19 protein-coding genes are annotated in these 25,611 nt (G+C 30.1%); all 19 read left to right on the plus strand.

What is annotated here, in order from left to right:
• The first annotated feature begins 26 nt into the window (after window positions 1-26).
• The 19 genes from GQF29_RS12100 (at window position 27) to GQF29_RS12190 (ending at window position 25,575) form a co-directional block, all read left to right on the plus strand.
• A complete protein-coding gene (locus GQF29_RS12100) occupies window positions 27-422 on the plus strand; it encodes a DUF1934 family protein (protein WP_017143888.1) in 396 nt (131 codons plus the stop codon).
• Window positions 419-1,930: a cardiolipin synthase gene (gene cls / locus GQF29_RS12105; RefSeq protein WP_008787592.1), complete on the plus strand. Its 1,512-nt coding sequence runs from the start codon at window positions 419-421 to the stop codon at window positions 1,928-1,930. The genes GQF29_RS12100 and cls overlap by 4 nt, the downstream gene beginning before the upstream one ends.
• Before the next feature lie 235 nt (window positions 1,931-2,165).
• Window positions 2,166-2,444, plus strand: coding sequence for a hypothetical protein (locus GQF29_RS12110; RefSeq protein ID WP_008787593.1), 279 nt, complete (start codon window positions 2,166-2,168; stop codon window positions 2,442-2,444).
• A gap of 339 nt (window positions 2,445-2,783) precedes the next feature.
• Window positions 2,784-4,445, plus strand: coding sequence for an arginine--tRNA ligase (argS, locus tag GQF29_RS12115; RefSeq protein WP_008787594.1), 1,662 nt, complete (start codon window positions 2,784-2,786; stop codon window positions 4,443-4,445).
• 9 nt (window positions 4,446-4,454) lie between these two features.
• Entirely contained in the window at window positions 4,455-4,784 is a 330-nt protein-coding gene (gene rpoE, locus GQF29_RS12120; RefSeq protein WP_008787595.1) for a DNA-directed RNA polymerase subunit delta, read from the plus strand.
• 92 nt (window positions 4,785-4,876) lie between these two features.
• The gene (locus GQF29_RS12125) at window positions 4,877-6,211 is read left to right on the plus strand and encodes an APC family permease (RefSeq protein ID WP_017143886.1); all 1,335 of its coding nucleotides are present in this window, start codon (window positions 4,877-4,879) and stop codon (window positions 6,209-6,211) included.
• A 52-nt stretch (window positions 6,212-6,263) separates the two neighbouring features.
• A complete protein-coding gene (locus tag GQF29_RS12130; protein WP_017143885.1) occupies window positions 6,264-6,950 on the plus strand; it encodes an alpha/beta fold hydrolase in 687 nt (228 codons plus the stop codon).
• A gap of 1 nt (window position 6,951) precedes the next feature.
• On the plus strand, window positions 6,952-7,704 hold the full coding sequence (gene aroD, locus GQF29_RS12135; protein WP_008787598.1) for a type I 3-dehydroquinate dehydratase: 753 nt from the start codon (window positions 6,952-6,954) through the stop codon (window positions 7,702-7,704).
• Complete coding sequence (locus GQF29_RS12140; protein ID WP_008787599.1) at window positions 7,697-8,458, plus strand: HD domain-containing protein; 762 nt, start codon at window positions 7,697-7,699, stop codon at window positions 8,456-8,458. Before aroD ends, GQF29_RS12140 begins: the two co-directional genes overlap by 8 nt.
• Window positions 8,459-8,469: 11 nt before the next feature.
• The gene (locus GQF29_RS12145) at window positions 8,470-8,979 is read left to right on the plus strand and encodes a Gx transporter family protein (RefSeq protein ID WP_008787600.1); all 510 of its coding nucleotides are present in this window, start codon (window positions 8,470-8,472) and stop codon (window positions 8,977-8,979) included.
• Between the two features lie 209 nt (window positions 8,980-9,188).
• On the plus strand, window positions 9,189-13,931 hold the full coding sequence (locus GQF29_RS12150) for a glycoside hydrolase family 2 TIM barrel-domain containing protein (protein WP_008787601.1): 4,743 nt from the start codon (window positions 9,189-9,191) through the stop codon (window positions 13,929-13,931).
• 362 nt (window positions 13,932-14,293) lie between these two features.
• A complete protein-coding gene (locus GQF29_RS12155) occupies window positions 14,294-14,956 on the plus strand; it encodes a response regulator transcription factor (protein WP_008787602.1) in 663 nt (220 codons plus the stop codon).
• Entirely contained in the window at window positions 14,943-16,361 is a 1,419-nt protein-coding gene (locus tag GQF29_RS12160; RefSeq protein ID WP_008787603.1) for a sensor histidine kinase, read from the plus strand. Before GQF29_RS12155 ends, GQF29_RS12160 begins: the two co-directional genes overlap by 14 nt.
• Window positions 16,354-17,097, plus strand: a complete 744-nt coding sequence (locus GQF29_RS12165) for a hypothetical protein (RefSeq protein ID WP_008787604.1) — start codon at window positions 16,354-16,356, stop codon at window positions 17,095-17,097. The genes GQF29_RS12160 and GQF29_RS12165 overlap by 8 nt, the downstream gene beginning before the upstream one ends.
• Before the next feature lie 61 nt (window positions 17,098-17,158).
• Complete coding sequence (locus GQF29_RS12170; RefSeq protein ID WP_008787605.1) at window positions 17,159-18,442, plus strand: hypothetical protein; 1,284 nt, start codon at window positions 17,159-17,161, stop codon at window positions 18,440-18,442.
• Window positions 18,442-19,173, plus strand: a complete 732-nt coding sequence (locus tag GQF29_RS12175) for an ABC transporter ATP-binding protein (protein ID WP_008787606.1) — start codon at window positions 18,442-18,444, stop codon at window positions 19,171-19,173. The genes GQF29_RS12170 and GQF29_RS12175 overlap by 1 nt, the downstream gene beginning before the upstream one ends.
• Window positions 19,157-21,532, plus strand: coding sequence for a hypothetical protein (locus tag GQF29_RS12180; RefSeq protein WP_017143884.1), 2,376 nt, complete (start codon window positions 19,157-19,159; stop codon window positions 21,530-21,532). Before GQF29_RS12175 ends, GQF29_RS12180 begins: the two co-directional genes overlap by 17 nt.
• 198 nt (window positions 21,533-21,730) lie before the next feature.
• Window positions 21,731-23,164, plus strand: coding sequence for a 6-phospho-beta-glucosidase (locus tag GQF29_RS12185; RefSeq protein ID WP_008787609.1), 1,434 nt, complete (start codon window positions 21,731-21,733; stop codon window positions 23,162-23,164).
• 338 nt (window positions 23,165-23,502) lie between these two features.
• The gene (locus GQF29_RS12190) at window positions 23,503-25,575 is read left to right on the plus strand and encodes a BglG family transcription antiterminator (protein ID WP_008787633.1); all 2,073 of its coding nucleotides are present in this window, start codon (window positions 23,503-23,505) and stop codon (window positions 25,573-25,575) included.
• The last annotated feature ends 36 nt before the right edge of the window (window positions 25,576-25,611 follow it).

Genomic DNA, 25,611 nt, shown 5'->3' on the forward strand with positions numbered 1-25,611 from the left:
TGGTATAATATTCACGGTGATGGAAAATGTATCAAACAAAAAATATCCACTATAAGTCTATTTTTAAACAAGATGGGCAAAGTGAAACTATAGAATACAAATCTAAAGGTATTCTTCATGTAGGTCAAAAGACACAACTCAGTTTTGACACAAAAGAGGGAACAATTGAAATAACATATGGAAAAGAAGGAATTATTTTAAAACATGGCATATCTATGTTGAAATTTGATTTTGATAAGGAAGTTTGGAATCAATATCAACTTCCTTATGGCTTGGTTCCTTTAAAAACAAAGTTATTAAAATTCGAGGCTAATGAAGATCGCATAAAAATGAAATATGATTTATATGACCAGAATGGTCTTATATCAACAGCTTATATCTTAATAACAATGATTCCATATAGTTTCCAGGAGGAACTATGAAAATATTAAAGATATGTCTAAATAGAATGTTTATATTTGGAGTTTTAATTTTATTACAAGTTTTATGGTTAGGTTTTTTTACGTCCTCATTACTTAAATCTTATGTATGGTTAAGACCATTGATGTTTATTATGAGTTCTGCTGTTGTATTATGGCTTGTCAGTAAAGATGAAACATCAGCATATAAGATTTCATGGATTATTCTTATTCTTGTGTTTCCAGTCTTTGGAGGATTGCTTTATTTATCAATTGGAAATAAAAAACCTTCCCGTGTCATTCGTAAAAAATTACAGCCAGTCCTTGATGAAATTGAGCCGGTTATGATAATGCCACAAGATATTGCATATGAAATGAATGATGGAAAGACTCATGGATTTACATATTTATCTGATCTAGGGTTTGGGACTTATCAGAATACAATAACAAAATATTATTCATTAGGTGATTATAATTATTGTGATTTGTTAAAAGATATAAAAAATGCAAAACACTTTATTTTTATGGAATACTTTATTGTTGCAGAAGGATTAATGTTTGAGACAATACTCAAATTATTAAAACAAAAAGTGAAAGAAGGTATTGAAGTCCGTTTTATTTATGATGATGTTGGAAGTTTAACAACTGTTCCTTATCATTTTGAAAAACAATTAGAAGAATATGGTATTCAATGTGTTGTTTTTAATCCTTTTGTACCTATTGTTTCAGTTGCTATGAATCATCGTGATCATCGTAAAATTTGTGTGATTGATGGTTATATTGGTTACAGTGGAGGATTTAATCTAGCAGATGAATATATCAATGCAAAAGTTCGTTTTGGTCATTGGAAAGATACAGGAATACGTTTAGAGGGTGATGGTGTTTGGAATTTGACAACAATGTTTTTGTCTACTTGGAATGCTTATCGTCATGATGATAAAACATTTACACAATATATGCCTGATATCTATCATCATAATCATTATCCATTTGATGGATACGTTGTTGCTTATGGTGATTCTCCTTTGGATGAAGAACGCACTGGTGAAAATATATATATGAATTTAATCAATTGTGCTCAGGAAGAAATCTTAATAATGACACCATATTTTATTATTGATGATGCTATGATGAAAGCACTTATTCTCGCATGTAAAAAGGGTGTAAGTGTAAAGATTATTACACCAGGAATTCCAGATAAGAAAAATGTTTATAAAGTCACACGTTCTTATTATTATTCTCTCATTTATGAAGGAGTAGAATTTTATGAATATAAACCTGGTTTTTTGCATGCCAAAATGGTGTTATGTGATCACAAAATTGCAACTGTAGGAACAATCAATTTTGATTATCGAAGTCTTTATTTACATTTTGAATGTAATGTTTTATTGTATCAAACTTCAACAATTCAAGATATTGAAAAAGATTTCCAGGAAACACTTTCATTGAGTCAAAAAATAGATCAAAAAAAGAGTCGAAGATTTAGAGGTTTATATGAAGCTATTTTAAGATTATTTGCCCCTTTAATGTAACTGGTTGATAGTTAACAGTATACAATTTTTAATATGAGTCTCATAAATGAGTCTCATAAAATTTGTATATGAATACTTTATAAATGTTTTTAATTTATGAAAGTTATTGTAGAGGTGGTTATTGAAATAGATAATAAAATAAAGAAAAGATTAACAGTTTTTGGTATTGCCTGTATAGTTTCTATGTTTACAAAGTGGTTTGGGTCTGGACGAAACATATGGTACAATAATACTTATGAATCCTATAACAATTATTTCTCTTGTGTGTTTATTTGCTGGTATTTGGATAAATAATTATAAAAATAGTTTGATTTTCTCTTTGGCTGGTAGTTTTATACTTATTATTATGGAAATCTATTATTTTATGACTTGGCATATAATGTTTATGACAGGTGTATTCAGTATTCAGACGAGTATTGGATTAGTATATTCAATGTTTTATGTTGGAATTGGTTTAGCAATTATCTTCTTTTTCACTTTCATATGTTTTCAATCAGTAACTTTAAAAAATTAGAAATGAATTATGATGAAGTAAAGAATTTAAAAGTTAGGGAATAACAATGTGACACAATACATCATCAAGATAGGAATATAGTGATGATTTTCATAAAATCGGTCTATATATTGGTGTTATAAAAAACATAGATTAGGGCATGGTCCAGATAGCGTTGCTAGAGGTTAGAATAGATACTGAAACGAAACCTTATGAGACATCGATAACTCAGTTCTAGATGACAGTGTCTGAGTTGTAAAAGTTAATCATTATAGTATGATAAATGTAAGAAAAATGTTGACTATATCGGTAAATATGATATTGTATTAAAAGTATGATAATTGATAAAAGGAGGATACTATGGCTGTTAATAAAATAGAACTTTCATTAAAGAAGGTCTTAAAACAAGCAATTATTGATTTGGATTTTGTAGAAGATTATAATCTTGATCAAATAGTCATTGAAATCCCAAAAGACAAAACACATGGTGATTATTCAAGTAATATTGCAATGCAATTAACAAAGATTTTAAAAAGAAATCCAAGAGAGATTGCACAAGGAATTATTGAAACAATGAACAAAGATGCTGGAAATATTGATCATGTAGAAATTGCGGGACCAGGATTTATAAATTTATTTTTAAGAAAAGATGCAATGACTTCTATAATTAAAGAAGTTTTAGTTGAGCAGGATCACTATGGACAAAGTGATTTTGGAAAAGGTATAAAATACAATATTGAATTTGTATCAGCAAATCCAACTGGTGATTTACACTTGGGTCATGCGAAAGGGGCAGCTGTTGGTGATAGTATTTGTCGTATTATGAATGCAGCAGGCTATGATGTGACAAAAGAGTATTATATCAATGATGCTGGAAATCAGATTACAAATTTAGCGTTATCATTATATGCAAGATATCTTCAAGCCTTGGGACAAGAAAGACAACTTCCAGAAGATGGATACTATGGAAAAGATATCATTCAAATTGCTGAAAGCATTAAAAATGAGTATGGTGATAAGTTTGCTCATGTTGATGAAAAAGAAGCTATTGCTTATTTTAGAAGTATTGGAACTGAACATGAATTACAAAAGATTAAAGATATATTAAAAGAATTTAGAGTTGTTCATGATGTTTGGTTTAGTGAAACATCTTTATATGCTGAAAATAAGATTGAACCAACGATTCAAAGATTAAAAGATCAAGGCTATACGTATGAAGCAGAAGGGGCTTTATGGTTTAAATCAACTGAGTTTGATGATGATAAAGACCGTGTTTTAATTAAATCTGATGGAAGTTATACATATTTAACACCAGATATTGCATATCATTTAAACAAGTTAGATAGAGGATATGAGTATTTAGTAGACTTACTTGGAGCTGACCATCATGGTTATATTAATCGTATGAAAGCAGCTATTCAAGCATTAGGATATAATGCTGATCAATTAAATATTGACATTATGCAAATGGTACGTATGGTTGAAAATGGTGAAGTTGTGAAAATGAGTAAGCGTACTGGAAATGCAGTCACTATTAAAGATTTAATTGATGATATTGGTGTAGATGCATCACGTTATTTCTTTGTATCAAAAGCTGCCAGTTCACCATTTGATTTTGATTTAGGTTTAGCAAAATCGAAATCAAATGACAATCCAGTTTATTATGCACAGTATGCTCATGCAAGAATGTGCTCTATTGAAAGACAGGCACAGACTGTTGGTATTGAGGTGGCTGATCATTATGAATTATTGACACACCCTAAAGAAATAGAATTGGTAAAACATATTAATGAGTTTAGAAATGAAATAGTAGAAAGTGCAAAACAAAGAGCGCCACATAAAATTGCAAATTATATTCAAAGACTTGCTCAATTGTTCCATTCGTTCTATAATGATTGTTATGTTATTGATGAAGCAAATAGAGAGTTATCTTCACAAAGATTATCTCTTGTAAGAGCAACACAAATTACATTAAAAAATGCATTAAATTTAATTGGTGTAAGTGCACCTGAAAAAATGTAGGAGGATACTATGATTGATTATAAACAAAGTTCAATGGTTGATATTGCGTTTGATTTGATGAAGAAAAAGAAAAAACCTGTTGATTTCTATAAGTTATGGCAGGAGGTTTCAGAAATCAAAGGATTTAGTGAAGCAGATAAAGATGAAAATGAATCTTTATTCTACACAAATATTACATTAGATGGTCGCTTAATAACAGTGGGTGAAAATCATTGGGATTTAAGAAGCCGTCATAAATTTGATGAAGTGCATATTGATATGAATGATATCTATGCAGATGAAGAAGAGACTCCTGAAGAGGAAGAAGACGACGGATTAGTTGAAGATGATTATAATTAAGAGATGAGTTCATCTCTTTTTTTTTGACATATAAGTTGTGATTATGAATGAGACATGATAGAATTGTTAAACATAATGTAAAGGAAGATTTGATGAAAAAAAACAAACATGAGAAATATAGTTTATTAACCGCAATTACAATGATTGTTGGAACATGTATAGGATCGGGTATCTTTTTTAAAAGTGATAATATCTTGATAGCAACTCAAGGGAGTATTCTCTTGGGTGTTTTGTTGTTTGGTTTAGCAGCTATTGCGATTATATTTGGAAGCTTGACAATGAGTGAACTTGCTGCAAGAACAAATGAACCAGGTGGATTAATAGCATATGCACAGGAATTTGTAAATAATCAAACAGCATGTGGATTTGGCTGGTTTTTGATTTTTATCTATTTTCCTACTATTGTCGTTGTTGTGGCTTGGGTTATAGGGATTTATATAGATATCTTATTTCATTTACAAGCAACCTTAGAATTTCAAGTCCTTATAGGATTTGGATTTATTATTATTTGTTTTCTATATAATGTTTTTCTTCCACGTTTTGGTGCTATTTTTCAGGATATTTCTACATTTGTTAAAATGTTGCCATTATTTTTATTAGGCATATTAGGAATTGTTTATGGTGATCCTATTCAGGGTCTTGCTGAGACTTCACAAAGCGCTATTTTAAGCACAGGCTGGCTTATGGCCCTAGGACCCATTGCTTATTCTTATGATGGATGGATTGTGGCTACATCCCTTTCACATGAAGTCAAGAATGCGAAGCAGACAATGCCTAAAGCATTAACAATTGCACCATTACTTATTTTAACTATCTATACACTTTATTTTGTAGGGATTTCTAGTTATGTTGGTGTTGATCAGGTCATAGCCTTGGGAGATGCTCATGTCAGTGTAGCGGCGAGTCAATTATTAGGAGGCACTTTTGCCAAACTTATTGTTGTTTTTGTAATTGTATCAGTTATGGGAACTGTCAATGGATTAATTACTGGTTTTATGCGTATGCCATATTCTTTGGCAATGCGTAAGGGTATGATTCCATTTTCAAAACAACTCAAAAAGGTTCATTCACAGTTAGATATTCCTGTATCTTCTGCTTTATTTGCTTTCTTGATTTGTGCATTTTGGATGATTGTGCATTACATTTGTACGAAGTTTTCAATTATTCCTAATAGCGATATATCAGAAATTGCTATTTCTATTGCATATATGCTATATATTGTATTATATTATCAAGTTTATTGTCTCTATAAACAAAAACAGATCAAAAGTTTATTTAAGGGTGTTATTTGTCCTGTATTTGCAACAATAGGTTCATTGATAATATTGTCTGGTGGACTTCAAAGTCATTATTTTATTTATTATATAATGATTTGTGGTGGTATTTATGGTATTTCACAAATTTACTATTATTTACATACGAAGTAATTATTTATTTCATTATTTGAAAAAGGTATAATAAGACAAGGAGGTGTTAAACATGGATATCTATTATGAAATTATCGGTGAAGGATTTCCACTTGTCTTGTTACATGGAAATAATGAAGATCATCATGTTTTTGATGAGGCAGTCAAACTCTTAGCAAAAGAATACCAGTGTATTCTCATTGATTCTCGTTACCATGGACAATCTATTCATAAAGGTGATTTATCATATCAGCAAATGTGTGAAGATGTTCAAGCAGTTATGACACACTTACATATTGAAGCGTATGATGTTATTGGTTTTAGTGATGGAGCCATTGTTTCTTTATTGTTAGGATTATCTGATCAAAGATTAAAGCATATTGTTTCTATTGGAGCAAATACAAAACCATGTATGATTAAACCATTTTATCGTTTTTATGATTATGTTATGCTTATTTGTTTAATGCCTTTTTGTCTTTACAATTCAAAAGCGAGAAGAACTTTTCAACTTATTAGATTGATGCAAAAGCAACCTCAATTGAATTATAAGGATCTGCAAAAGATTCATATTCCTGTCTTGGTGATGGCAGGAGAATATGATATGATAAAACAAGATGATACATTGATGATTGGAAAGTCACTTCCCTATTGTGTTGTGAAAATTATTAAACAGGGGAATCATTTTTTACTTAGAGATTCTTTTCAACAGACAATCAAAGAAATTCAGCTTTTTTTGAAAACGTGTCATCAGGAGGTATAGTATGAAAGTTTGTACAGTCAGAGGTATTCATATTGGTGAAGGAAAGCCAAAAGTTTGTCTGCCTATTGTAGGGAAAAATGAAAAGGAGATTATTCAGCAATTTCAATCATTTCAAGGCTTGCCATATGATGTTATTGAATTGAGGATAGATTTTTATCAGGAGATAAGAAATAGCAGTAGCTTAAAAAGTGTTCTACAGAAATTAAGATCAATGACAGATTTACCTATTTTACTAACATATCGTTCTTCTCGTGAGGGAGGACAGATGCAATTGAGTGATGAAGAATATCAAACATTTGTAAAGCAGGCATGTGAGAGTCAGTGTATAGATTTAATTGATATTGAATTGATGAGTGGGAATACTTTGGTCTTTCAACTTGTAGAAATTGCTCATCAAAATGATATCAAAGTCGTGATGTCTAATCATGATTTTGATAAGACACCTTGTTTTTCTGATATGATGAATAGATTAGAACAAATGGAAATTCTAGGAGCAGATATTTGTAAATTAGCTGTTATGCCAATAACTTATAAAGATGTTATAACATTATTAAATATGACATTAGAAATGTCTCATAAATTAGAAAGACCAATAGTTACAATGGCTATGGGGAAAATTGGCGTGATTTCTAGAATTACAGGTGAATTAACAGGTTCATCTATGACTTTTGCAAGTGCTGGTAAAATATCTGCACCAGGTCAAATGAATGTTATTGATATGCAAGTTTTATTGGAGGCTATTCATCATGATTGATCTTCAAAAAGCAAGATTGGCATTTAAAAATTATGTCTCTCATTATGATACAAATATTCCATCTATTCGTTTGAAAATTATTCATACATATGAAGTTATGAAATGTAGTGATTATCTTTGTAAACAATTAAAATGGAATCAGGAAGATAAAGAGTTAGCCGCTTTAATTGCTTTATTACATGATATTGGACGTTTTGAACAATGGGTGAAATATGAAAGCTTTGCTGATTATAAAACGATTGATCACGCAATGTTTTCAAGTCAACTGCTATTTGATGAAGGTTTTATAAGAACCTTTATTGAAGATCATCAATATGATGATCTTATCAAAGCAGCTATTGAACAGCATAATAAATATAAAATAGATGAAGGGTTTGATGAAAGAACTTTATTGTTCATTCATTTGATTAGAGATGCTGATAAATTAGATAATTTTAGAGTTAAAGAGGAAGAAGATATTGAAAATACACTCTATGCATCTGCTGAAGTCGTTAACCAAGAAAAAATATCACCAGAAATATATAAACAATTCTATAATCAAGAACTTATTTATGCACCTTATCGAAAAACACGTTTAGATATGTGGTTATCTTATATTGCATTTATCTTTGATTTGCATTTTCCACAAAGTTTACAATATATTCAAGAAAACAATTGGGTTCATCGCTCTTTTGATAGATTGAATCCACAGGATCAAAAGACACATAAACAATACACTATCTTACGACAACGTGCTTTGGATTATATTAAATAGAAAGGATTATTATGGGACATAAGAAAACAAAAAAAATTGTATATCTGGCATTGTTAAGTGCCCTTGCAATTATTTTACATACTGTAGATCATTATCTGTCTTCTCCACTCCCATTGGGAGTTAAGTTAGGAATTGCCAATATTGTAGCTTTACTTGTTGTAGATATTTATGGGACAAAGGAAATGTTTGTTGTCAATTTTTTCCGTGTTATTATTTCTGGTCTTCTAACTGGAACACTCATGCATTATACCTTTTTAATGAGTTGTGGCGGTGTCTTTTTGAGCAGTGTTGTTTTAGCACTTTTAAAAAGATATACAAAGCTACCTCTGGTATCTGTATCAATTATTGCTGCTATATGCCATAATATTGGACAAATGTTTGTGATATCTTTTGTGATTTCTTCAGCTGCTTTAATGCCATATATATTTGTTATGTTGGCAGCTTCTATTCCAACAGGAATTTTAACAGGCTTAACTGCTATTGAGGTATTAAAGAGAGTAAAAAGGGAACAGTTTCAATAAATACTTATTCACTAAAATATTAATAATAATTAGTAAAAATATTGACATAATTTACTTAAACAATTATACTGATAGTACAGTAGGATTGTTACTATTTGATTAGGCAAGACCTAATGACTTGAATGTATATTATTACATCAAGCCATTAGGTCTTTTTATGTATTCAAATAATCATAATAGTACATCCTCTATGAAAAAAGGAGGCAATTATGAAAGGGAAATGGAATCAAAAAATTTGTGCTATAGCCACTGCATCACTCTTATTAACATCACTACCTATTGATGTTTTAGCACAAGAAAATACTCGAATCAGTCAATCTCATCCAGAAGATGTTTATGTTGATCTTATCGGTGATGGAGAACGAACAACTTTATTTAATGAAAATTGGAAGTTTCATCGTGGGGATATATCCGATGCACAAAAACAGGATTTTAATGATTCGTCTTGGGATACAGTCAATTTACCACATGATTATAGTATTGATCAGAATTTTACAACCAATGGTGAAGCCGAAAGTGGATTTTTACCTGGTGGAATTGGTTGGTATCGTAAAACATTTGTTGTTCCAGAAAAATATCAGGAAAAACAATTAGTTATTGAATTTGATGGAGCATATATGAATGCTGAAGTTTATCTTAATGGGAAAAAGTTAGGTGTGCATCCTTATGGTTATACTGCATTTGCATTTGATATTACAGATGGATTGATTTGTGATGGGAAAACTGAAAATGTAATCGTTGTGAAAACAAATAATAAAATTCCAAGTAGCCGTTGGTATTCAGGGAGTGGTATTTATCGTGATGTTCAGTTAACTGTTACAAATAAAGTTCATGTTGGCTATAATGGAACTCAATTAATTGCAAAAGATCTAGAAAACACAAAGGATAGTGTTGTTAAGATGGATGTTATTGCGAAAGTTGAAAATAATAATGATGTACCAAAAACAGTAACAATTAAAAATACTTTACGAGATCAACAAGGAAATATAGCCAGTCGTGTAGCAAGTCAGGAAGTTCAACTATCAGCAAAGAGTACAAAAGATATCAAGCAAGAAGTCTTAGTGGATAAACCTCAATTATGGTCAGTTGAAAATAGGTATTTATATACAATGAAAACTGAGATTCTTGATGGTGAAGAGATTATAGATACATATCATACTGATTATGGTTTTAGATATTTTAATTTTGATAAAAATAATGGATTTTCATTAAATGGAAAGAATATGAAATTAAAAGGTGTATGTATGCACCACGATCAGGGTGCGTTGGGCGCTGTTGCTAATCGTGATGCGATTGAACGCCAAATAAAAATATTAAAAGAAATGGGATGTAATTCCATTCGTGTTACACACAATCCTGCTGCATCTTCATTGATAGATGTATGTAATGAGTATGGTATTTTGGTTATTAATGAAGCTTTTGATGGCTGGACAGAGTATAAAAATGGGAATGTTAATGACTATGGTGCTTATTTTAATCAGACTATTGATGACAATAATCAAATTATCAATGGTGAAAATGGTATGAAATGGGCTGAATTTGATATCAAAGCTATGATTAATAGTTGTAAGAATGATCCTAGTGTTATCATGTGGTCATTAGGAAATGAGATTGATGAAGGGACATCTGGTTCAACATCACATTATGTTGATTTAGTTGATGAGCTTATTCAATGGGTTCAGGAAGTTGATATGACTCGCCCTGTCACAAATGGTGACAATCGCAAAAATACAGATCCTAGTGCTATGATTAGTCAAATAAATCAGAAAATATATGAAGCGGGTGGAGTTGTTGGATTAAATTATGCCAATAATGATCAAACAAACGCAATGCATACAACATATAGTGATTGGCCATTGTATGGTTCTGAAACAGCAAGTGCTGTTCATAGTCGAGGTGTTTATAGTACAGCGGGCAGAGATGATAATATTTTACAGATGTCTGAATATGATAATGATCAAGCAAAAGTCGGTTGGGGGCATTCTGCTAGTGATGCTTGGCAATTTGTGATTGAAAATGATTTTAATGCTGGTGAGTTTGTTTGGACAGGTTTTGATTATATTGGAGAGCCAACTCCATGGAATGGAACGGGTGCAGGAAGTGTAAGTGGTCAGGGCGCAAAACCAAAGTCTTCATATTTTGGAATTGTAGATACAGCTGGTTTCAAGAAGGATACTTATTATTTATATAAGAGTATGTGGGATGAAAATTCTACAACTTTACATTTAATGTCAACTTGGAACAATAATGAAATTACGAAAACAAGTGATGGAAAAGTCAAGGTTGATGTCTTTACAAATGCTGCTAAAGTCGAACTGTATTTGAATGGGAGAAAAATTGGTGAAGATACTGCCACACCACACACAACATCTTTAGGCTATAAATATCAAACTTTTTCAAATGGTGAGTTTTATCCAAGTTTTAATGTGACTTGGGAATCTGGAACATTGAGTGCTAAAGCATATGATAAGGATGGTCATTTGATAGATGATACAGTCGGAAGAAAGCAAGTGACAACAAATTCTGCTGCAACTTATTTAGATACTTATAGTGATAAGACAGAGATCAGTGCAGATGGAAGCAGTTTGTCTTATATTACAGTTGATGTTAAAGATGTAAACAATAACATTGTTTCTGGAGCAGACCATCGTATTCATTTTAGTATTGAGGGGCATGGTCAAATTGTTGGTGTTGATAATGGGAATGCTGCAGATACTGATAGTTATAAAGGTAATTCAAGAAAAGCATTTTCAGGTAAGGTGCTGGTGATTGTTCAATCAACGAAAGAAGCAGGTGATTTTACTCTGACTGCAAGTGCAGATGGTCTAAAGAGTTCAAGTATTACTGTAAAAACAAGAAAAGATACAGTTGAAGGTGATATTTATTTACAAAGCTATCGTATTGCCAAGAACTTGTATGTAGGTCTAAGTGAGACACCTGTTTTACCATTACAAGTTATAGGGACATATAATAATGGTGAAAAGAAAGAGTTAAGTGTTCAATGGAATAAGTATGATGAAAATCTGTTAAATAAAGTAGGTGAATTCACTGTAACAGGTCAATTGAAAGAAGATCATGCAACTGTAAGTGTAACAGTTCATGTGATTGGCGATATTGTGGCAGTAGAAAATCAATCAATAGTCACAAATGCAGGTGTAACACCATCCTTACCACAAACTGTTAGAGGATTATATCAAAATGGGACTTATAGTGAATCTTTCCCTGTCAAATGGGAAGTTCCAGTTGATGCCTTTAAAGATGAAGGAATTGTAACAATTAAGGGATCTGTCAGTATTTTGAATACAACCCAAGAAGTTATAATGACAGTCAGAGTTGCACCTCCTCTAGCAGAATCTCAAAATATTGCTTCAAAGAATCATCATGATGTACCAGTATTTACAAATGGAAAAATGGTTGATGGAGTTCCAAGTGATCCAACTTCAATAGCAATTAATGATTCATTATCAGAATTAAATGATGGTGTGACTACTGAATCAAGCCGAGAAAGCGCAAGGTGGACAAACTGGAGCTTGAGAGATGAAAATCCACCTGTTGATACTTATATTCAGTTAGATTGGCAACAGGAATATACAATGCAGAATGTTAAGCTTTGGCATTTTACAGATAATCAATATAGTGTTTTACCAGGTGACAGCAATGTTCGTTTTGAATATTATGATAGTGAGACGGGAACATGGAAAGAAATTGAATCTTCTCATATTACACAAGTTCCATTTACATCTGGGGATACTCCATATGGATTTATTCAACCAATTACAACTCGTCAATTAAGAGTATGGTTAAAATCACCACAAGTGGGTAAATGCATAGGATTAACAGAAATTGAAGTTTATGATTATATCATGCCAGTACAAGCCAATAAGAGTGCACAGTTAGATGAATTGAAACTTAATGGCATTCAAATTACAGATTTTGCTGGTTATCAAGGATATGATGCCAATACAAGAACTTATACTGTTGATTTAAGACATATGAATCGCTCAAAGTCTCCTTTTAAAAATATTGAAATTCCAACAATAGTTGCTCAAAGTCTTAATAATGAAGCAATAACAATTCTTCCGTTATACAATAATGAAGTGAAAATTATTGTTAAATCTGAAGATGGTCAAACAACAGAAACATATACAATTCAATTTATTATTCCTGTGAATAAGGAACTTTTATATCAATATATAGAAAGTAGTGACATCAAGAATGTTTTAAAGTCAAAAGATGATTACACAGAAGAATCTTATAAAGATTTTAAAAATGCTTATGATGATGCTATAAATCTTTTGAATAATGAATCATCTCTTCAAGAACAAATTGATAAGAGTTTAAATGAGTTACAGAATGCATATCAAAGATTAGTGAAAAAGATAGGTCATAAGGTTGATAAATCACAATTAGAATCAATTATTCTTAAAGCTGAAAAAATCACTGAAGAAACATTAAAAAAATTGGATACCAAAATTGTTCAAGAATTCAAATCAGCATTACAGAAAGCAAAACAGATTTATAATAATGGTGAAGTAACACAATTAGAAGTGAATAATGCAATAACTTTATTAAGTGAAGCTATTGATTATTTAAAAATAAGTAGTATTGATAAAACAGCATTGCAAGAGTTAATGAAACAAGTTGAAGCATTAAATGCAAAAGATTATACGTTGTCTTCATGGAAAAATTTAAAGAAAGCTCTCATAAATGCTCAATCAGTATTTAAAGACGAAAAAGCCACGGCTGAGCAAATTATGTCAGCAGAGGAGCAATTGAAAACAGCATTTGAACATCTTAAAAAGGAAGGTATGGAACAAACTTCAACAACACCTCAAAAAGGATCAAGTGCAAACACAAGTGATTCAACATATTTTGTGGGAATGCTTTCTTTAGTTACATCAATACTCATCATTGTAGTATGTTTAAGACATAAAAAAGAACAAAGTCATTAATAAGTATAAAAACATGAATTTCAGGTTCTCCTTAATTCATGTTTTTTTTATTCTGTAGGAATGAAGGTACATCAAATAGCATCATCTGTTATGGCAAGATTATTTTATGGTTATGATGTGAAAGAGGATTGAGCAGATAGTTCATATTAGTAAGTAGATTTACAGATAGATAGACTGACTATGACACTATTGAGGAGGGAAAGAAACTATCTGAAGGTGAGATGTGGTAATTATGAAAGATATCTGTTTTGAAATTTTTATCTCAAATAATAAAAAAATAAATCAGAAATATCATTATTATCTCTAGGTTGTGATACAATAATGATACAACTCTTTTATAAGATAGATAAGAGGTGAGAGATATGCAGATATTAATTGTAGAAGATGAAAGACCTATTGCTGATTTAATAATGATGAATTTAACAAGAGCAGGATATCAATGTGACTATGCTTCAAATGGGAAAATAGGTGCAGATATGATTGAAAATCATTTTTATGATCTCATTTTATTAGATATTATGCTTCCTGAAATTAGTGGTTATGAATTGATGGAATATATTGAACCACAAAGTATTCCAGTTATTTTTATAACTGCAAAAGGAAGTATTAAAGATCGGGTTAAAGGATTGCATATGGGGGCAGATGATTATTTGGTAAAACCATTTTCAATTGATGAACTTATAGCAAGAGTGGAAAGTGTTTTGAGACGGTATCATAAAGGAATTGAAATCATACATGTTTTAAATATAGAGGTTGATACAAAGAAAAGATGTGTTATTCAAAATGGAAAAAAGATAGACATTACCAATATGGAATATGAATTGTTATTATTCTTAATTAGAAATAAAAATATGGCATTGTACCGAGATGTCCTTTATCAAAAAGTTTGGAAAGAAGACTTTGACCAAACAAGAACATTAGATTTACATATCCAAAGATTACGTAAAAAGTTGGGTTGGCATGAAGAAATCAAAACAGTTTACAAGATTGGTTATATGTTAGAGGTTCCAAATGAAGTTTGCTGAAAAAATTATCTGGTCATGTTTACTGACTTTGGCTATTCTTTTTTCTATAGGTTCATCAGCACTCATATATCAAAATCATCATAACCTTCTTCAAACAACGATTAATCATAATTTATCTACTCATGAAATAGAAGTCTATTCTTTAGAGACAAGATTATTTCAGGATTCATTAGAATATGCAAGAGATTCTCATCAGGAACAATCTAAAATGATAGACAGAGCTATTTATTATCTTGAACAGTTTCGTTATACATCACAGGTTCAAAAAACCTATGCTTTATCACTTTCTAATCAAGAAATCTTATACAGCAATATTGATAATGAATACCGTCAATATATTTCATTGGATTTTGAACAAAAATATTTTCTTAAACATTTGAATCAACAATATAAGATGTTTGTAACTTCAAAAGTCAATGCAGGAAAAAATGTATATTACTTAACTTCTTGTTATGATGTGACTTCTGTTTATCAAGATAGAGACAGACAGATTGGAAATTTTTTAGTTATTAGTGTTATTCTTTTTGGCATTGCTTATGCTATACTCAAATTTCTTTCTTCTTATCTTACTCAATCTATTCATAGATTAAATGCAGTGAGTCAGCGTATTGCTGATGGAGAGTACAGTGAACGTACACAAATTGAAAGCGAAGATGAAATTGGTGAATTATCAAGAAGTTTTGATGAAATGGCTGAAATGAATGAAAGAAAAATTCATCAATTACAGGATAGTGTTATCCAGAAGGAAGAGTTCATGGGAAGTTTCTCTCATGAAGTGAAAACACCCATGACAGCGATTTTAGGATTTGCAGATTTATTAAGAACTTGTGATTGTGATGAAGAAACACGTCAAAAGGCTGCTCAATATATTTATACAGAAGGTAAGCGATTAGAGAAACTTTCTTATACGCTCATGGATTTATTAGCAGTTGGAGATCATCAAATACAATTGGAACCAGTTTCTTTAAAACTTATTTTTAAGCAATTAAGCGATTATTATTTTGGAAAGTATGTTCATTATATATTAAGATTTGAAGAGACAGATTTATGGGTAAAATCGCAATCAGATTTATTATTTACTTTACTAAGAAATCTGATTGATAATGCTATGAAGGCGAGCCAAGAGGGACAGACAATTATAGTGAAAACTTATCTTGAAAATAATCAGGTGGTAGTCTCAGTTGTTGATGAAGGAATGGGAATGAGTCAAGAAGATGTTAAAAAGGCTACAGAAGCGTTCTATATGGCAGATAAATCTCGTTCGCGATCTCTGGGTGGGGCTGGACTTGGATTAACAATTGTTAAACGTATTTGTGACGCTCATCAAACTGAACTCTCTATTCAATCAGAATTACATTTAGGAACAACAGTTAGTTTTACGTTGGAGGTCATTGACCATGAATAAGAAGAAAATGCGCGTTATAGGTAGTTTTGTTTTGATTATTTCACTATCTTTTCCTATGATCATTGTTGGTTTTCAGGACTTTTATGATATTAATAAAGAAATATCACTAGAAAATAGCCAAACTGAAGATATACTAAAAGAACATCCTGTTATAGAAGGGATTTATAAGTTTTATCAAAATTCATCAACCAATAGTCAAGAATATGTCATTAAAAGAAAAGATGAATACACTGTGAAAGAACAAGAAAAGTTGCTACAGCTTCAAACACTCTTTAGTGGAGAAATTGAAAAGTTAATGAATCATAAAATTTTAAGCCATGAGTTATTAGAAAATGAAGATGAGAAGTATATTGCTGATTATGGAACTTTAATTGATGATGAAAATGCTTATTATTTAAGACAAGTTTTGAGAATGTGGCAGGATTCATTCAAATCATTTGATTATCAAATGGATCCTCAAACTCATAAAATCATTGGTTTTTCAATGAGTCAGGAAGATAATCTTATTATGAGTGATAATGAAATGAAAACAATGGCTTGGAGAATGATTGAATATTTAGAATTAGATGATATTGATGATTGGGTTTATAATCAATATGGTTATGAATCAAATAAAGCAAAATTACGTATATCATGCGAATTTGAAAAAAGGGTAGATACAAATAATATCAATATTAATGTCACATTATTAGGTGTTCTTAGGCCTTTATTGTATGGAGGAGTAACTCAAAATTAAGTTACTCCTTTTTTACAAGTTGGATACATCTGTTGTTTACAATAGTTTTGGGTGATGAAAAATGAAAAAAATATTTATAGTCTTATTAGGTTTAATGTTGGTAGGTTGTCAAAGTCCTCAATCGCAACCAACAACAAACCAGACGAAAAAAGAAAAAGGAGATTTAATTTTAAAAGAGTGGAAGTATTTATTCTGGAATGGAGATACATCCAAAAAAGGTTACTACTTTTTAAAGGATGAAGAAGAAAAGAGTTATATTAGTTATTATGATTATGCTTCAAAGCAAGAAGTCTATTTATGTAATAAGCCTGAATGTCAACATAAAGATGAAACATGTACTGCCTATTTGGAGAGTGGAAGTTCTATGATGAATCAAATTCTTGTTTATGGTGACCACTTGTATATGATAGAAACAATGGGATTTGGCATGAATGCTTTAGGAGAAAGAGAACAAAAAGGACCTGGGATAGTCCAGATGGATTTAGATGGACAAAATCGTAAAGAATTGTGTCGATTAGATGATGGCTATGAATTTGAATTAAATAATCTTATTTTTGCAGATGATGAATTATATATTCCTGTCACAAAAACACAAAACGTTGAAGTCAATTTAAATGAAACAATGCAAGTCACAACTGATAAAAATTTATGCTCAATCAATTTAAAGACAGGTGATATAACAAAAGTGTTTGATATGAAATATAAAAATATCTTAGGTGGAGAAGGTCGTCAATTGATTATGAGTACAATGAGCTATAGTGAAGATCCACAGAAATATCTTGATGAAAAGAATTATAAAAAATATGATAAATTAATGATGAATGCAAAAGTCAATTATGAAATCTATAATATAGATACAAAAGAATCAAAAACCGTTCAAGTCAATCATCAAGAAATTGGAAATTATTATCAAAATAAAATTTATTATATAGAGAAAAATCAATTATATATTCTTGATTTAGAAACAGAAAAGATAAGTCATATTATAGATTTACCAAAAGGATCAACATATAACTTTTCAATGATTATTAATGATTATGCAATAATTGAACAATGGAAAGATAAATTTATAGATACTTATAAAATATCATTAGAAAATCCAAAACTTGAAAAATTAAATCAGTCTACAAGAGCACCAAAAGAATTTGTACAAATATTGGCGCAAACAAAAGATCAATTGTTAGTTGTTTATGATCGAGAGGGGAAGGAAGAAAAAACATGGGCAGGGACAATGCAATATGAAACTCAGAAAGAATATGTTGGTTTAATTTCTAAGGATGACTTTCTTAACAATAAGAAGAATTATGAGCCAATAAAAACATTAACGAAAAAGAGGCGTGCATAATGTTAGAAGTTAAAGATCTATCTAAAGCATATAAAAATGTACAAGCTTTAAACCATGTCAATTTTCATTTAAAAGAAGGTATTTATGCATTGTTAGGACCAAATGGCTCTGGAAAATCAACATTAATGAATCTGCTTTGTCAACAATTAAAACCAACAACAGGAAAGATACTATGGAATGAACAAGAAATATCAAAATTAGGATATTCATATTATCAAATTTTGGGTTATGCACCACAGCAGCAAGGACTTTATGAAGAAATGAGTGGACTTAGATTTTTAACATATATGGCGCTTCTTAAGGATATACCAAAAAAAGAAATTCAACAGGAGGTGCAACGTGTTGCACAGCTAGTCAATATGCAGGATCATTTAACAAAGAAATGTCGTGCTTATTCAGGTGGAATGAAGCAAAGATTATTAGTTGCTCAAGCTTTATTAGGAAATCCTTTACTTCTTTTGTTTGATGAGCCAACAGCAGGGTTAGACCCTAAAGAACGTGTCTCTTTAAGAAATGTTTTTGATAAATTGTCACATAATCATATATTATTAATTGCTACGCATGTTGTGTCAGATGTTGAAACTATTGCCAAGGAAATAATTTTTCTAAAAAAAGGTGAAATTGTCAATTCAGGGAGTGTGAATGAACTCCTTGAAGAATACTGTCAACCTTCATTAGAAGATGTTTATCTGGATTTGTTTGGAGATGATGAAGATGTTACAGTTGATTAAATTTGAGTTTATAAAGTTTCTTCAAAAAAGAAATCTCATAGCATTTCTTATTATTCTTTGTATTTTAAATATAGGTATCTTTGCATATACTCAAAATTTAGACTCTCAGATTCCACCCTCATCCTATCATCAGCTACAAACAGAATTGCAGACTATTTCTAATGACAAAAGATATCAATTCATAAAAGATAAATATGAAACATATCATGGATTTTTAATTATAGAGCAATTGATAAATTTGCGTATGAATGAAAAAGACAATCAATATATAATTGAATCAATTTTAAATGAAAATCCTCAGGTTGAAGAAAAATATGGAAAATTATATCAAGAGAATCACGATCCTATTTATACTTCCCATTTAGAAAGTGAAGTGACATTTCTAGAAGAGATTTTAAAAGAATTTCAGAAACTATATGATTATCCATTATATATTCAAAATATTCAAGACAAAGCAAAGACGCTTTCGAGTATTTCTATATTTCAAAAAGATGGAAGTTTTGAACAAAAAAATAACCAAAAAACCGCTCAGGATTATTTAGCACGCATAGATACACCTCTTATATATGAGAGTGAGAAAGGTGTGACATCTGCTTTGTCTTTTCCTGTGACGAGTTTTCTCATCATGTTATCAATGATGGTATTGGTCTCATCTATGATTTTAGAAGAAAAGGAAAAAAAGCTGTTTGCTATTATCAAAATAACATCTCAAGGTCAGTATCCAACCATGCTTGCAAAATGTTTTGTGATGATTATAATGGTTGGAGTTATTACAACAATGATGATGGTTGGACAGTTAGTTTATTCATCAGTCATTTATGGATTAGGTGATTTATCAAGAAGTGTACAATCTCTTTCTCAGTATTCTCAATGTCCTTTTTCTTTGAGTGTTCAACAGTTTATAGGTTTATTTATTTTAATGAAATGTTTAGCAGCAAGTTTTATTGGGTTGATTATGTTGTTGATTGCTATCTTATCTAAGAACAAATTATTTGCTATAATAATCAGTCTAGTTATAATTATTATTGAATATCTTTTATATCTTTTTATTCCTTCTTTAAATTCTTTATACTTATTCAAATATTTTAATTTAATTTCTGTTTTACAAACTGACTCCTTCTTTCAGGTTTATCGAAATGTATCATGCTTTAAAAATCTGATATCATTGCAAATGTTAATATTGATAGGATTGTTAAGTTTATTCATTATATTTATAATTATAGATACATTTGTTTATCATTATAAGAGAAATATGAATATAGAACTTGTTGAATTGCCACAATTTAAAAACTTTCAATCACAATCATTATCACTTATAAAACAAGAAAGTTATAAAATATTTTTTATACAAAAAGTTTTTTTATTGTGCATATTATGTATTTTGATCCAATGTTATCAATATCAGCATATCTCAATTTATATGGATAATGACGAAAAAATATATCAGCAATATATGAAAAGACTAGAAGGACCATTAACAAATGAAAAAGAACAATGGATACTTCAAGAACAAAAGCATTATCAAGATTTGAATCAACAGTTAGCGACGATTTCCAAAAAGAGAGAGCAAGGGTCTTTAACTCAAACGCAAGCTAATGCTATGCAAGAGCAAATTAATGAACAATTACGAGGTGAACAAGTTTTCCAAAGAGTTTTTGAGCAATATGAAGATATTCAAAACAATCCACAAAAACAGTTTGTTTATCCTGTTGCTTATCAAAAATATTTTATAGATATAAATTGGCTCTTTATGCCAACTCTATTGTTATGTATCTTTACAATTATAGGATTATCTCAAGTCATAACATATGAATATCAAAATCAAATGCATAAGATTACTCAAACATCTTATAGGGGTAATCATTATATTCTTAATATTAAGTTATCTTTATCAATTGGTATTGGGATATTGTTTTTAATAATTGTTCTTACACCTCCCTTTGTTTTATTGCAACAAACCTATGGTTTTTCTTCTTTACTTGCACCGGCTATGTCAATTCAGAACTTTTTATTATTTCCTTCATGGGTAAGTATTGGAATGATATGTATGATGAGTCTAATATTAAAGGTGTATGTGGTGTTCATTATAATTATAGGAATATTTGCTATAGGAATTAAAGTCAGAAATCATTTATTAACTTTATTTATGAGTATATGTCTTTTCTTATTACCGCTTTTATTTGCTTATGGAGGTTATCATTTTATAGATTTTATCAGTTTATATCCTCTGTTGTTTCATGGACAATTTGTATCTAACATAGAAGGTCTATTACAGATATTATTTTCTTTTATTGGCTATGGAATTCTTGCTGTTGTAAGTTTGAAATATATTTATACTCATTATAAATCAATTCATTGATGAGATAGATAAATACAATTTATCTATCTTTTCTTGTTATATGGTAGGTGTAATGAGCAATAATTGAATGTAAAATTGATTTTATAGTTAGGTATTTTTAATTTGTTATAAAAATAAATACAGAAGAAAAATAAGGAATTGATTTTAATCAAAAATAAAATTGTGTATAATAAGAGTATAAAGTGAAGGAGGAGTTATATGTCATTAAGTAAAGACTTTTTATGGGGTGGAGCCTTAGCCGCTCATCAATTTGAAGGTGGAGTTCTCAATACTTCTAAAGGATATAGTGTAGCTGATGTAATGACTGCTGGAGCACATGGTGTACCACGTGTGATTACAGATGGTGTGATAGAAGGAAACTATTATCCAAATCATATTGGAATTGATTTTTATGGACATTATAAAGAAGATATCGCAATGTTTGCAGATATGGGATTTAAATGTTTTAGAACATCAATTGCATGGACACGTATTTTCCCTAATGGTGATGAAAGTGAGCCTAATGAAGAAGGGTTAAAGTTCTATGATGATGTTTTTGATGAATTATTGAAATATGGAATTGAACCAGTGATTACATTATCGCATTTTGAAATGCCTTATCATCTTGCTAAAGAATATGGTGGTTTCATGAATAGAAAGACAATTGATTTCTTTGTAAAGTTTGCAAAAGTTTGTTTTACAAGGTATAAAGATAAAGTTAAATATTGGATGACTTTTAATGAAATCAATAATCAAATGAATTTTAAAAATGATATTTTTGGTTGGACAAATAGTGGTGCTCATTTTGGAGATTATGATAATCCAGAAGAGGCTATGTATATCTGTGGTCATCATACTTTACTTGCGAGTGCACTGGCTGTAAAAGCTGGTAAAGAAATCAATCCGGATTTTTTCATTGGAAATATGATAGCAATGGTACCAATTTATCCATATAGCTGTAGACCAGCAGATATGGTTTTATCTAATCAAATGATGCATGATCGTTGGTTCTTCTGTGATGTTCAATGTCGAGGACACTACCCTGCATATGCTTTAAAAATGTTTGAAAGAAAAGGATTCCATATTGATATTACAGAAGAAGATAAGAAAATCTTATCAGAAGGGACTGTAGACTACATAGGGTTTTCTTATTATATGACAAATACAGTTGATTCAACTGCTCATAAGGATGTATCTAAGGCAACAGATGGTTCTAGTGAACATTCTGTAAAAAATCCATTTATTAAAGAGTCTGACTGGGGATGGGCGATTGATCCAGAAGGGTTGAGATATGCATTAAATATTTTCTATGAAAGATATGAAAAACCATTATTTATTGTAGAGAATGGATTTGGTGCTATTGATCAAAAAGAAGCAGATGGAACATGTCATGACCCATATCGTATTGATTATTTAAGAGAACACATAAAAGAAATGAAAAAAGCTGTTGAAGAAGATGGAGTAGACCTTATGGGTTATACACCATGGGGATGTATTGACTGTATTTCATTTACAACAGGAGAAATGAAGAAACGTTATGGTTTTATCTATGTGGATAGAGATAACGAAGGTCATGGAACATTAGCAAGAAGCAAGAAAGATTCATATGAATGGTATAAGAAAGTGATTGCTTCTAATGGTGAAGATTTATAATATAAATGATTAAGAATAATTTCTTGCATGATAAGTGCAAAGAGTTATTCTTTTTATTATGCAACTGATATGTTATATATAAATAAGAGCTGTATATTTGAGGAGAAAAGAATATTGTCTTAATATTTGTTTTTATACATATTGAAAAGTTTTTAAAAATAATAAAAGAATAAAGATATTTTAATAAAATATAATCAAGAGGTAGTTAATGAGAATTAAATATCTTTTATAGAAAAAATGCAAATCATATTGTGAAAAACAATCGAAATGTAATAGAGGCTCTTAGTGAAAATAGTTTATTTTATTGATATAATAAAAAAGAATTGAGGGTGATATGAATGAATCAAAGAATAATATCTATTATAAAAGATTTATGTGAGATACAAAAAAATATAACTATTGATGATTTATCCCAAAAATACAATGTTTCTCAAAGAACAATTCGAAATGATTTAATATCTATTAATAATATACTAAGAGATAATGAATTGGATGAAATGGAATTAATTGCTGGTGGACAAATTCAAAGAAAAGATAATTTTACGAATATTAACTATTTTTTAACTGAGCAAGATCTTTATTCTTATAAACTTTCTAAAGAAGAAAGAATTGCAGTAGCATCTGTATTATTAATGAATAGTTCAAAGTATATTACTCTATCAACAATTGCAGATCATTTGTTTGTGAGTCGAGCAACGATTATAAATGATCTTGATGAAATAAAAAAATATATTCATTCTTTCGGATTGGGAGTGACATCGCATCCAAATAAAGGTTTAAGGGTTGAAGGAAAAGAAAGTGATAAAAGACTTTTTTTAATGCGTTTGGCAAATTCTAAAAAAGAGAATACAATGGTTTCACGTCATATTAGTATACAGGCTGGAAATAGAATAACAATTCAAAAGGTTTTAAGTGAGCAAGAACATCTACATAAAAGTTATTTGACAGATGAATCATTTCAAAAGATTATTCTTTATTTAGGAATTATGATTAATCGTCATTTGATGGGTGAATATCTTGAAGATCGTGAAATGAAAAATAATGATTATTATGTTATGGCTCAAGATATTTTAAGATATGTTTCACAGTATTGTCATATCAATACAACAGAAAATGAAATCCAGTTTTTAAGTGAATTATTGGTAGATTCACAATATATGAAGCAAATGACAAAAGAGAATAAAATTATTAAAATACAGTTAATTACAAGACAGTTTATTGAACATATTTCTTATGACCTTGGTATTAATCTCAATGATGATTATGATTTTTTTGAAAACTTATCTAATCATTTAGAATCAGTATTAAAACCAACGCCTCCTGATTATCCTGAAAGTTCAATTATTGATGAAGTTTTAGAGGAAAATCAAGATGTTGTAGAAGCAGTTAACCAGAATTTGTCTATTATTAAGCAATATGTGAGTAGAGAAATTCATAAAATAGAAATTGGGTATATTGCTGTGCATATTTGTGCAGCATTAGAGAGAAAAAAGAATAAAGAAGTTGCATTCCATGTAATTGTTGCTTGTCATGCAGGAATTGGAACATCACAATTACTTATAGAAAAATTAAGAAAGCATTTTAATTTTCAGATTATTGATGTCATTTCAGCTCATGAAGCAGAAAACGTTGATCCAAAAAAAGTAGATGTTATTATTTCTACTGTTCCTCTTCCTCATTGTCAAGTGGATTATATAACAGTTTCTCCATTATTAAATGATGAAGATTATATTCGTGTTGGAAATAAGATTGATGCACTACGTAATAGTCGTCATTTACCATCTCGTATTGGTGAAACAGAGTTATCAGCTAAAGGATTGCTTGATCAACTAAGTCCGCTAATTTATGAAATTGCACCAGTTCATCATGATGAATTGATGAAAGCTGTGAGAAAGGTTGTTCGAGATTACTTTCATCAATCTGTTGAAGCAGATGCTGAAATATTTTCACCTTATTTGCATCATTTATTACCTTCAACACATATTCAACTTGATGTTGAATGTGTGACTTGGCAAGAAGCGGTACGATTATCTGCTTTGCCATTATTAGAATATGGTTATATTGAGGAACGTTATATTAATGCGATGATTCATAATATTGAAGAAAATGGGCCTTACATTGTTTTATCAGATGGTTTTGCAGTTCCACATGAGGGATTGGAACAAGGAAGTGTTAAAGTAGGAATGAATTTAATACGTTTAAAGCATCCTGTACATTTTGGAGCAGATGATTTTGATCCAGTTGAATTTGTTTGTTGTTTAAGTGCTGTTGATCATAAAATGCATCTTAAGGCTTTCTTTAACCTTGTAAATATGTTAAGAAATGAAGAGTTTAAAGAAGCACTGAAAACATGTAAAAATGTACATGAAGCTGCATATATTAGTGAAAAATATGAATATTCATTAATTTGATCAAGATGGTTGAAATGATTTCACAAAGTTGTGAAG

Origin of the sequence: Coprobacillus cateniformis, from assembly GCF_009767585.1 — a bacterium.
In the GTDB taxonomy this organism is placed as follows: domain Bacteria; phylum Bacillota_I; class Bacilli_A; order Erysipelotrichales; family Coprobacillaceae; genus Coprobacillus; species Coprobacillus cateniformis.

What these genes read in the sequence shown, in the direction of transcription:
- GQF29_RS12145 (WP_008787600.1), top strand. Translation starts at nt 8,470, where the DNA reads ATGGGACATAAGAAAACAAAAAAAATTGTATATCTGGCATTGTTAAGT.
- argS (WP_008787594.1), top strand. Translation starts at nt 2,784, where the DNA reads ATGGCTGTTAATAAAATAGAACTTTCATTAAAGAAGGTCTTAAAACAA.
- GQF29_RS12100 (WP_017143888.1), top strand. Translation starts at nt 27, where the DNA reads ATGTATCAAACAAAAAATATCCACTATAAGTCTATTTTTAAACAAGAT.
- GQF29_RS12130 (WP_017143885.1), top strand. Translation starts at nt 6,264, where the DNA reads ATGGATATCTATTATGAAATTATCGGTGAAGGATTTCCACTTGTCTTG.
- GQF29_RS12180 (WP_017143884.1), top strand. Translation starts at nt 19,157, where the DNA reads ATGTTACAGTTGATTAAATTTGAGTTTATAAAGTTTCTTCAAAAAAGA.
- GQF29_RS12170 (WP_008787605.1), top strand. Translation starts at nt 17,159, where the DNA reads ATGAAAAAAATATTTATAGTCTTATTAGGTTTAATGTTGGTAGGTTGT.
- GQF29_RS12175 (WP_008787606.1), top strand. Translation starts at nt 18,442, where the DNA reads ATGTTAGAAGTTAAAGATCTATCTAAAGCATATAAAAATGTACAAGCT.
- GQF29_RS12160 (WP_008787603.1), top strand. Translation starts at nt 14,943, where the DNA reads ATGAAGTTTGCTGAAAAAATTATCTGGTCATGTTTACTGACTTTGGCT.
- GQF29_RS12125 (WP_017143886.1), top strand. Translation starts at nt 4,877, where the DNA reads ATGAAAAAAAACAAACATGAGAAATATAGTTTATTAACCGCAATTACA.
- GQF29_RS12150 (WP_008787601.1), top strand. Translation starts at nt 9,189, where the DNA reads ATGAAAGGGAAATGGAATCAAAAAATTTGTGCTATAGCCACTGCATCA.
- GQF29_RS12140 (WP_008787599.1), top strand. Translation starts at nt 7,697, where the DNA reads ATGATTGATCTTCAAAAAGCAAGATTGGCATTTAAAAATTATGTCTCT.
- GQF29_RS12190 (WP_008787633.1), top strand. Translation starts at nt 23,503, where the DNA reads ATGAATCAAAGAATAATATCTATTATAAAAGATTTATGTGAGATACAA.
- rpoE (WP_008787595.1), top strand. Translation starts at nt 4,455, where the DNA reads ATGATTGATTATAAACAAAGTTCAATGGTTGATATTGCGTTTGATTTG.
- GQF29_RS12165 (WP_008787604.1), top strand. Translation starts at nt 16,354, where the DNA reads ATGAATAAGAAGAAAATGCGCGTTATAGGTAGTTTTGTTTTGATTATT.
- GQF29_RS12185 (WP_008787609.1), top strand. Translation starts at nt 21,731, where the DNA reads ATGTCATTAAGTAAAGACTTTTTATGGGGTGGAGCCTTAGCCGCTCAT.
- GQF29_RS12155 (WP_008787602.1), top strand. Translation starts at nt 14,294, where the DNA reads ATGCAGATATTAATTGTAGAAGATGAAAGACCTATTGCTGATTTAATA.
- aroD (WP_008787598.1), top strand. Translation starts at nt 6,952, where the DNA reads ATGAAAGTTTGTACAGTCAGAGGTATTCATATTGGTGAAGGAAAGCCA.
- GQF29_RS12110 (WP_008787593.1), top strand. Translation starts at nt 2,166, where the DNA reads ATGAATCCTATAACAATTATTTCTCTTGTGTGTTTATTTGCTGGTATT.
- cls (WP_008787592.1), top strand. Translation starts at nt 419, where the DNA reads ATGAAAATATTAAAGATATGTCTAAATAGAATGTTTATATTTGGAGTT.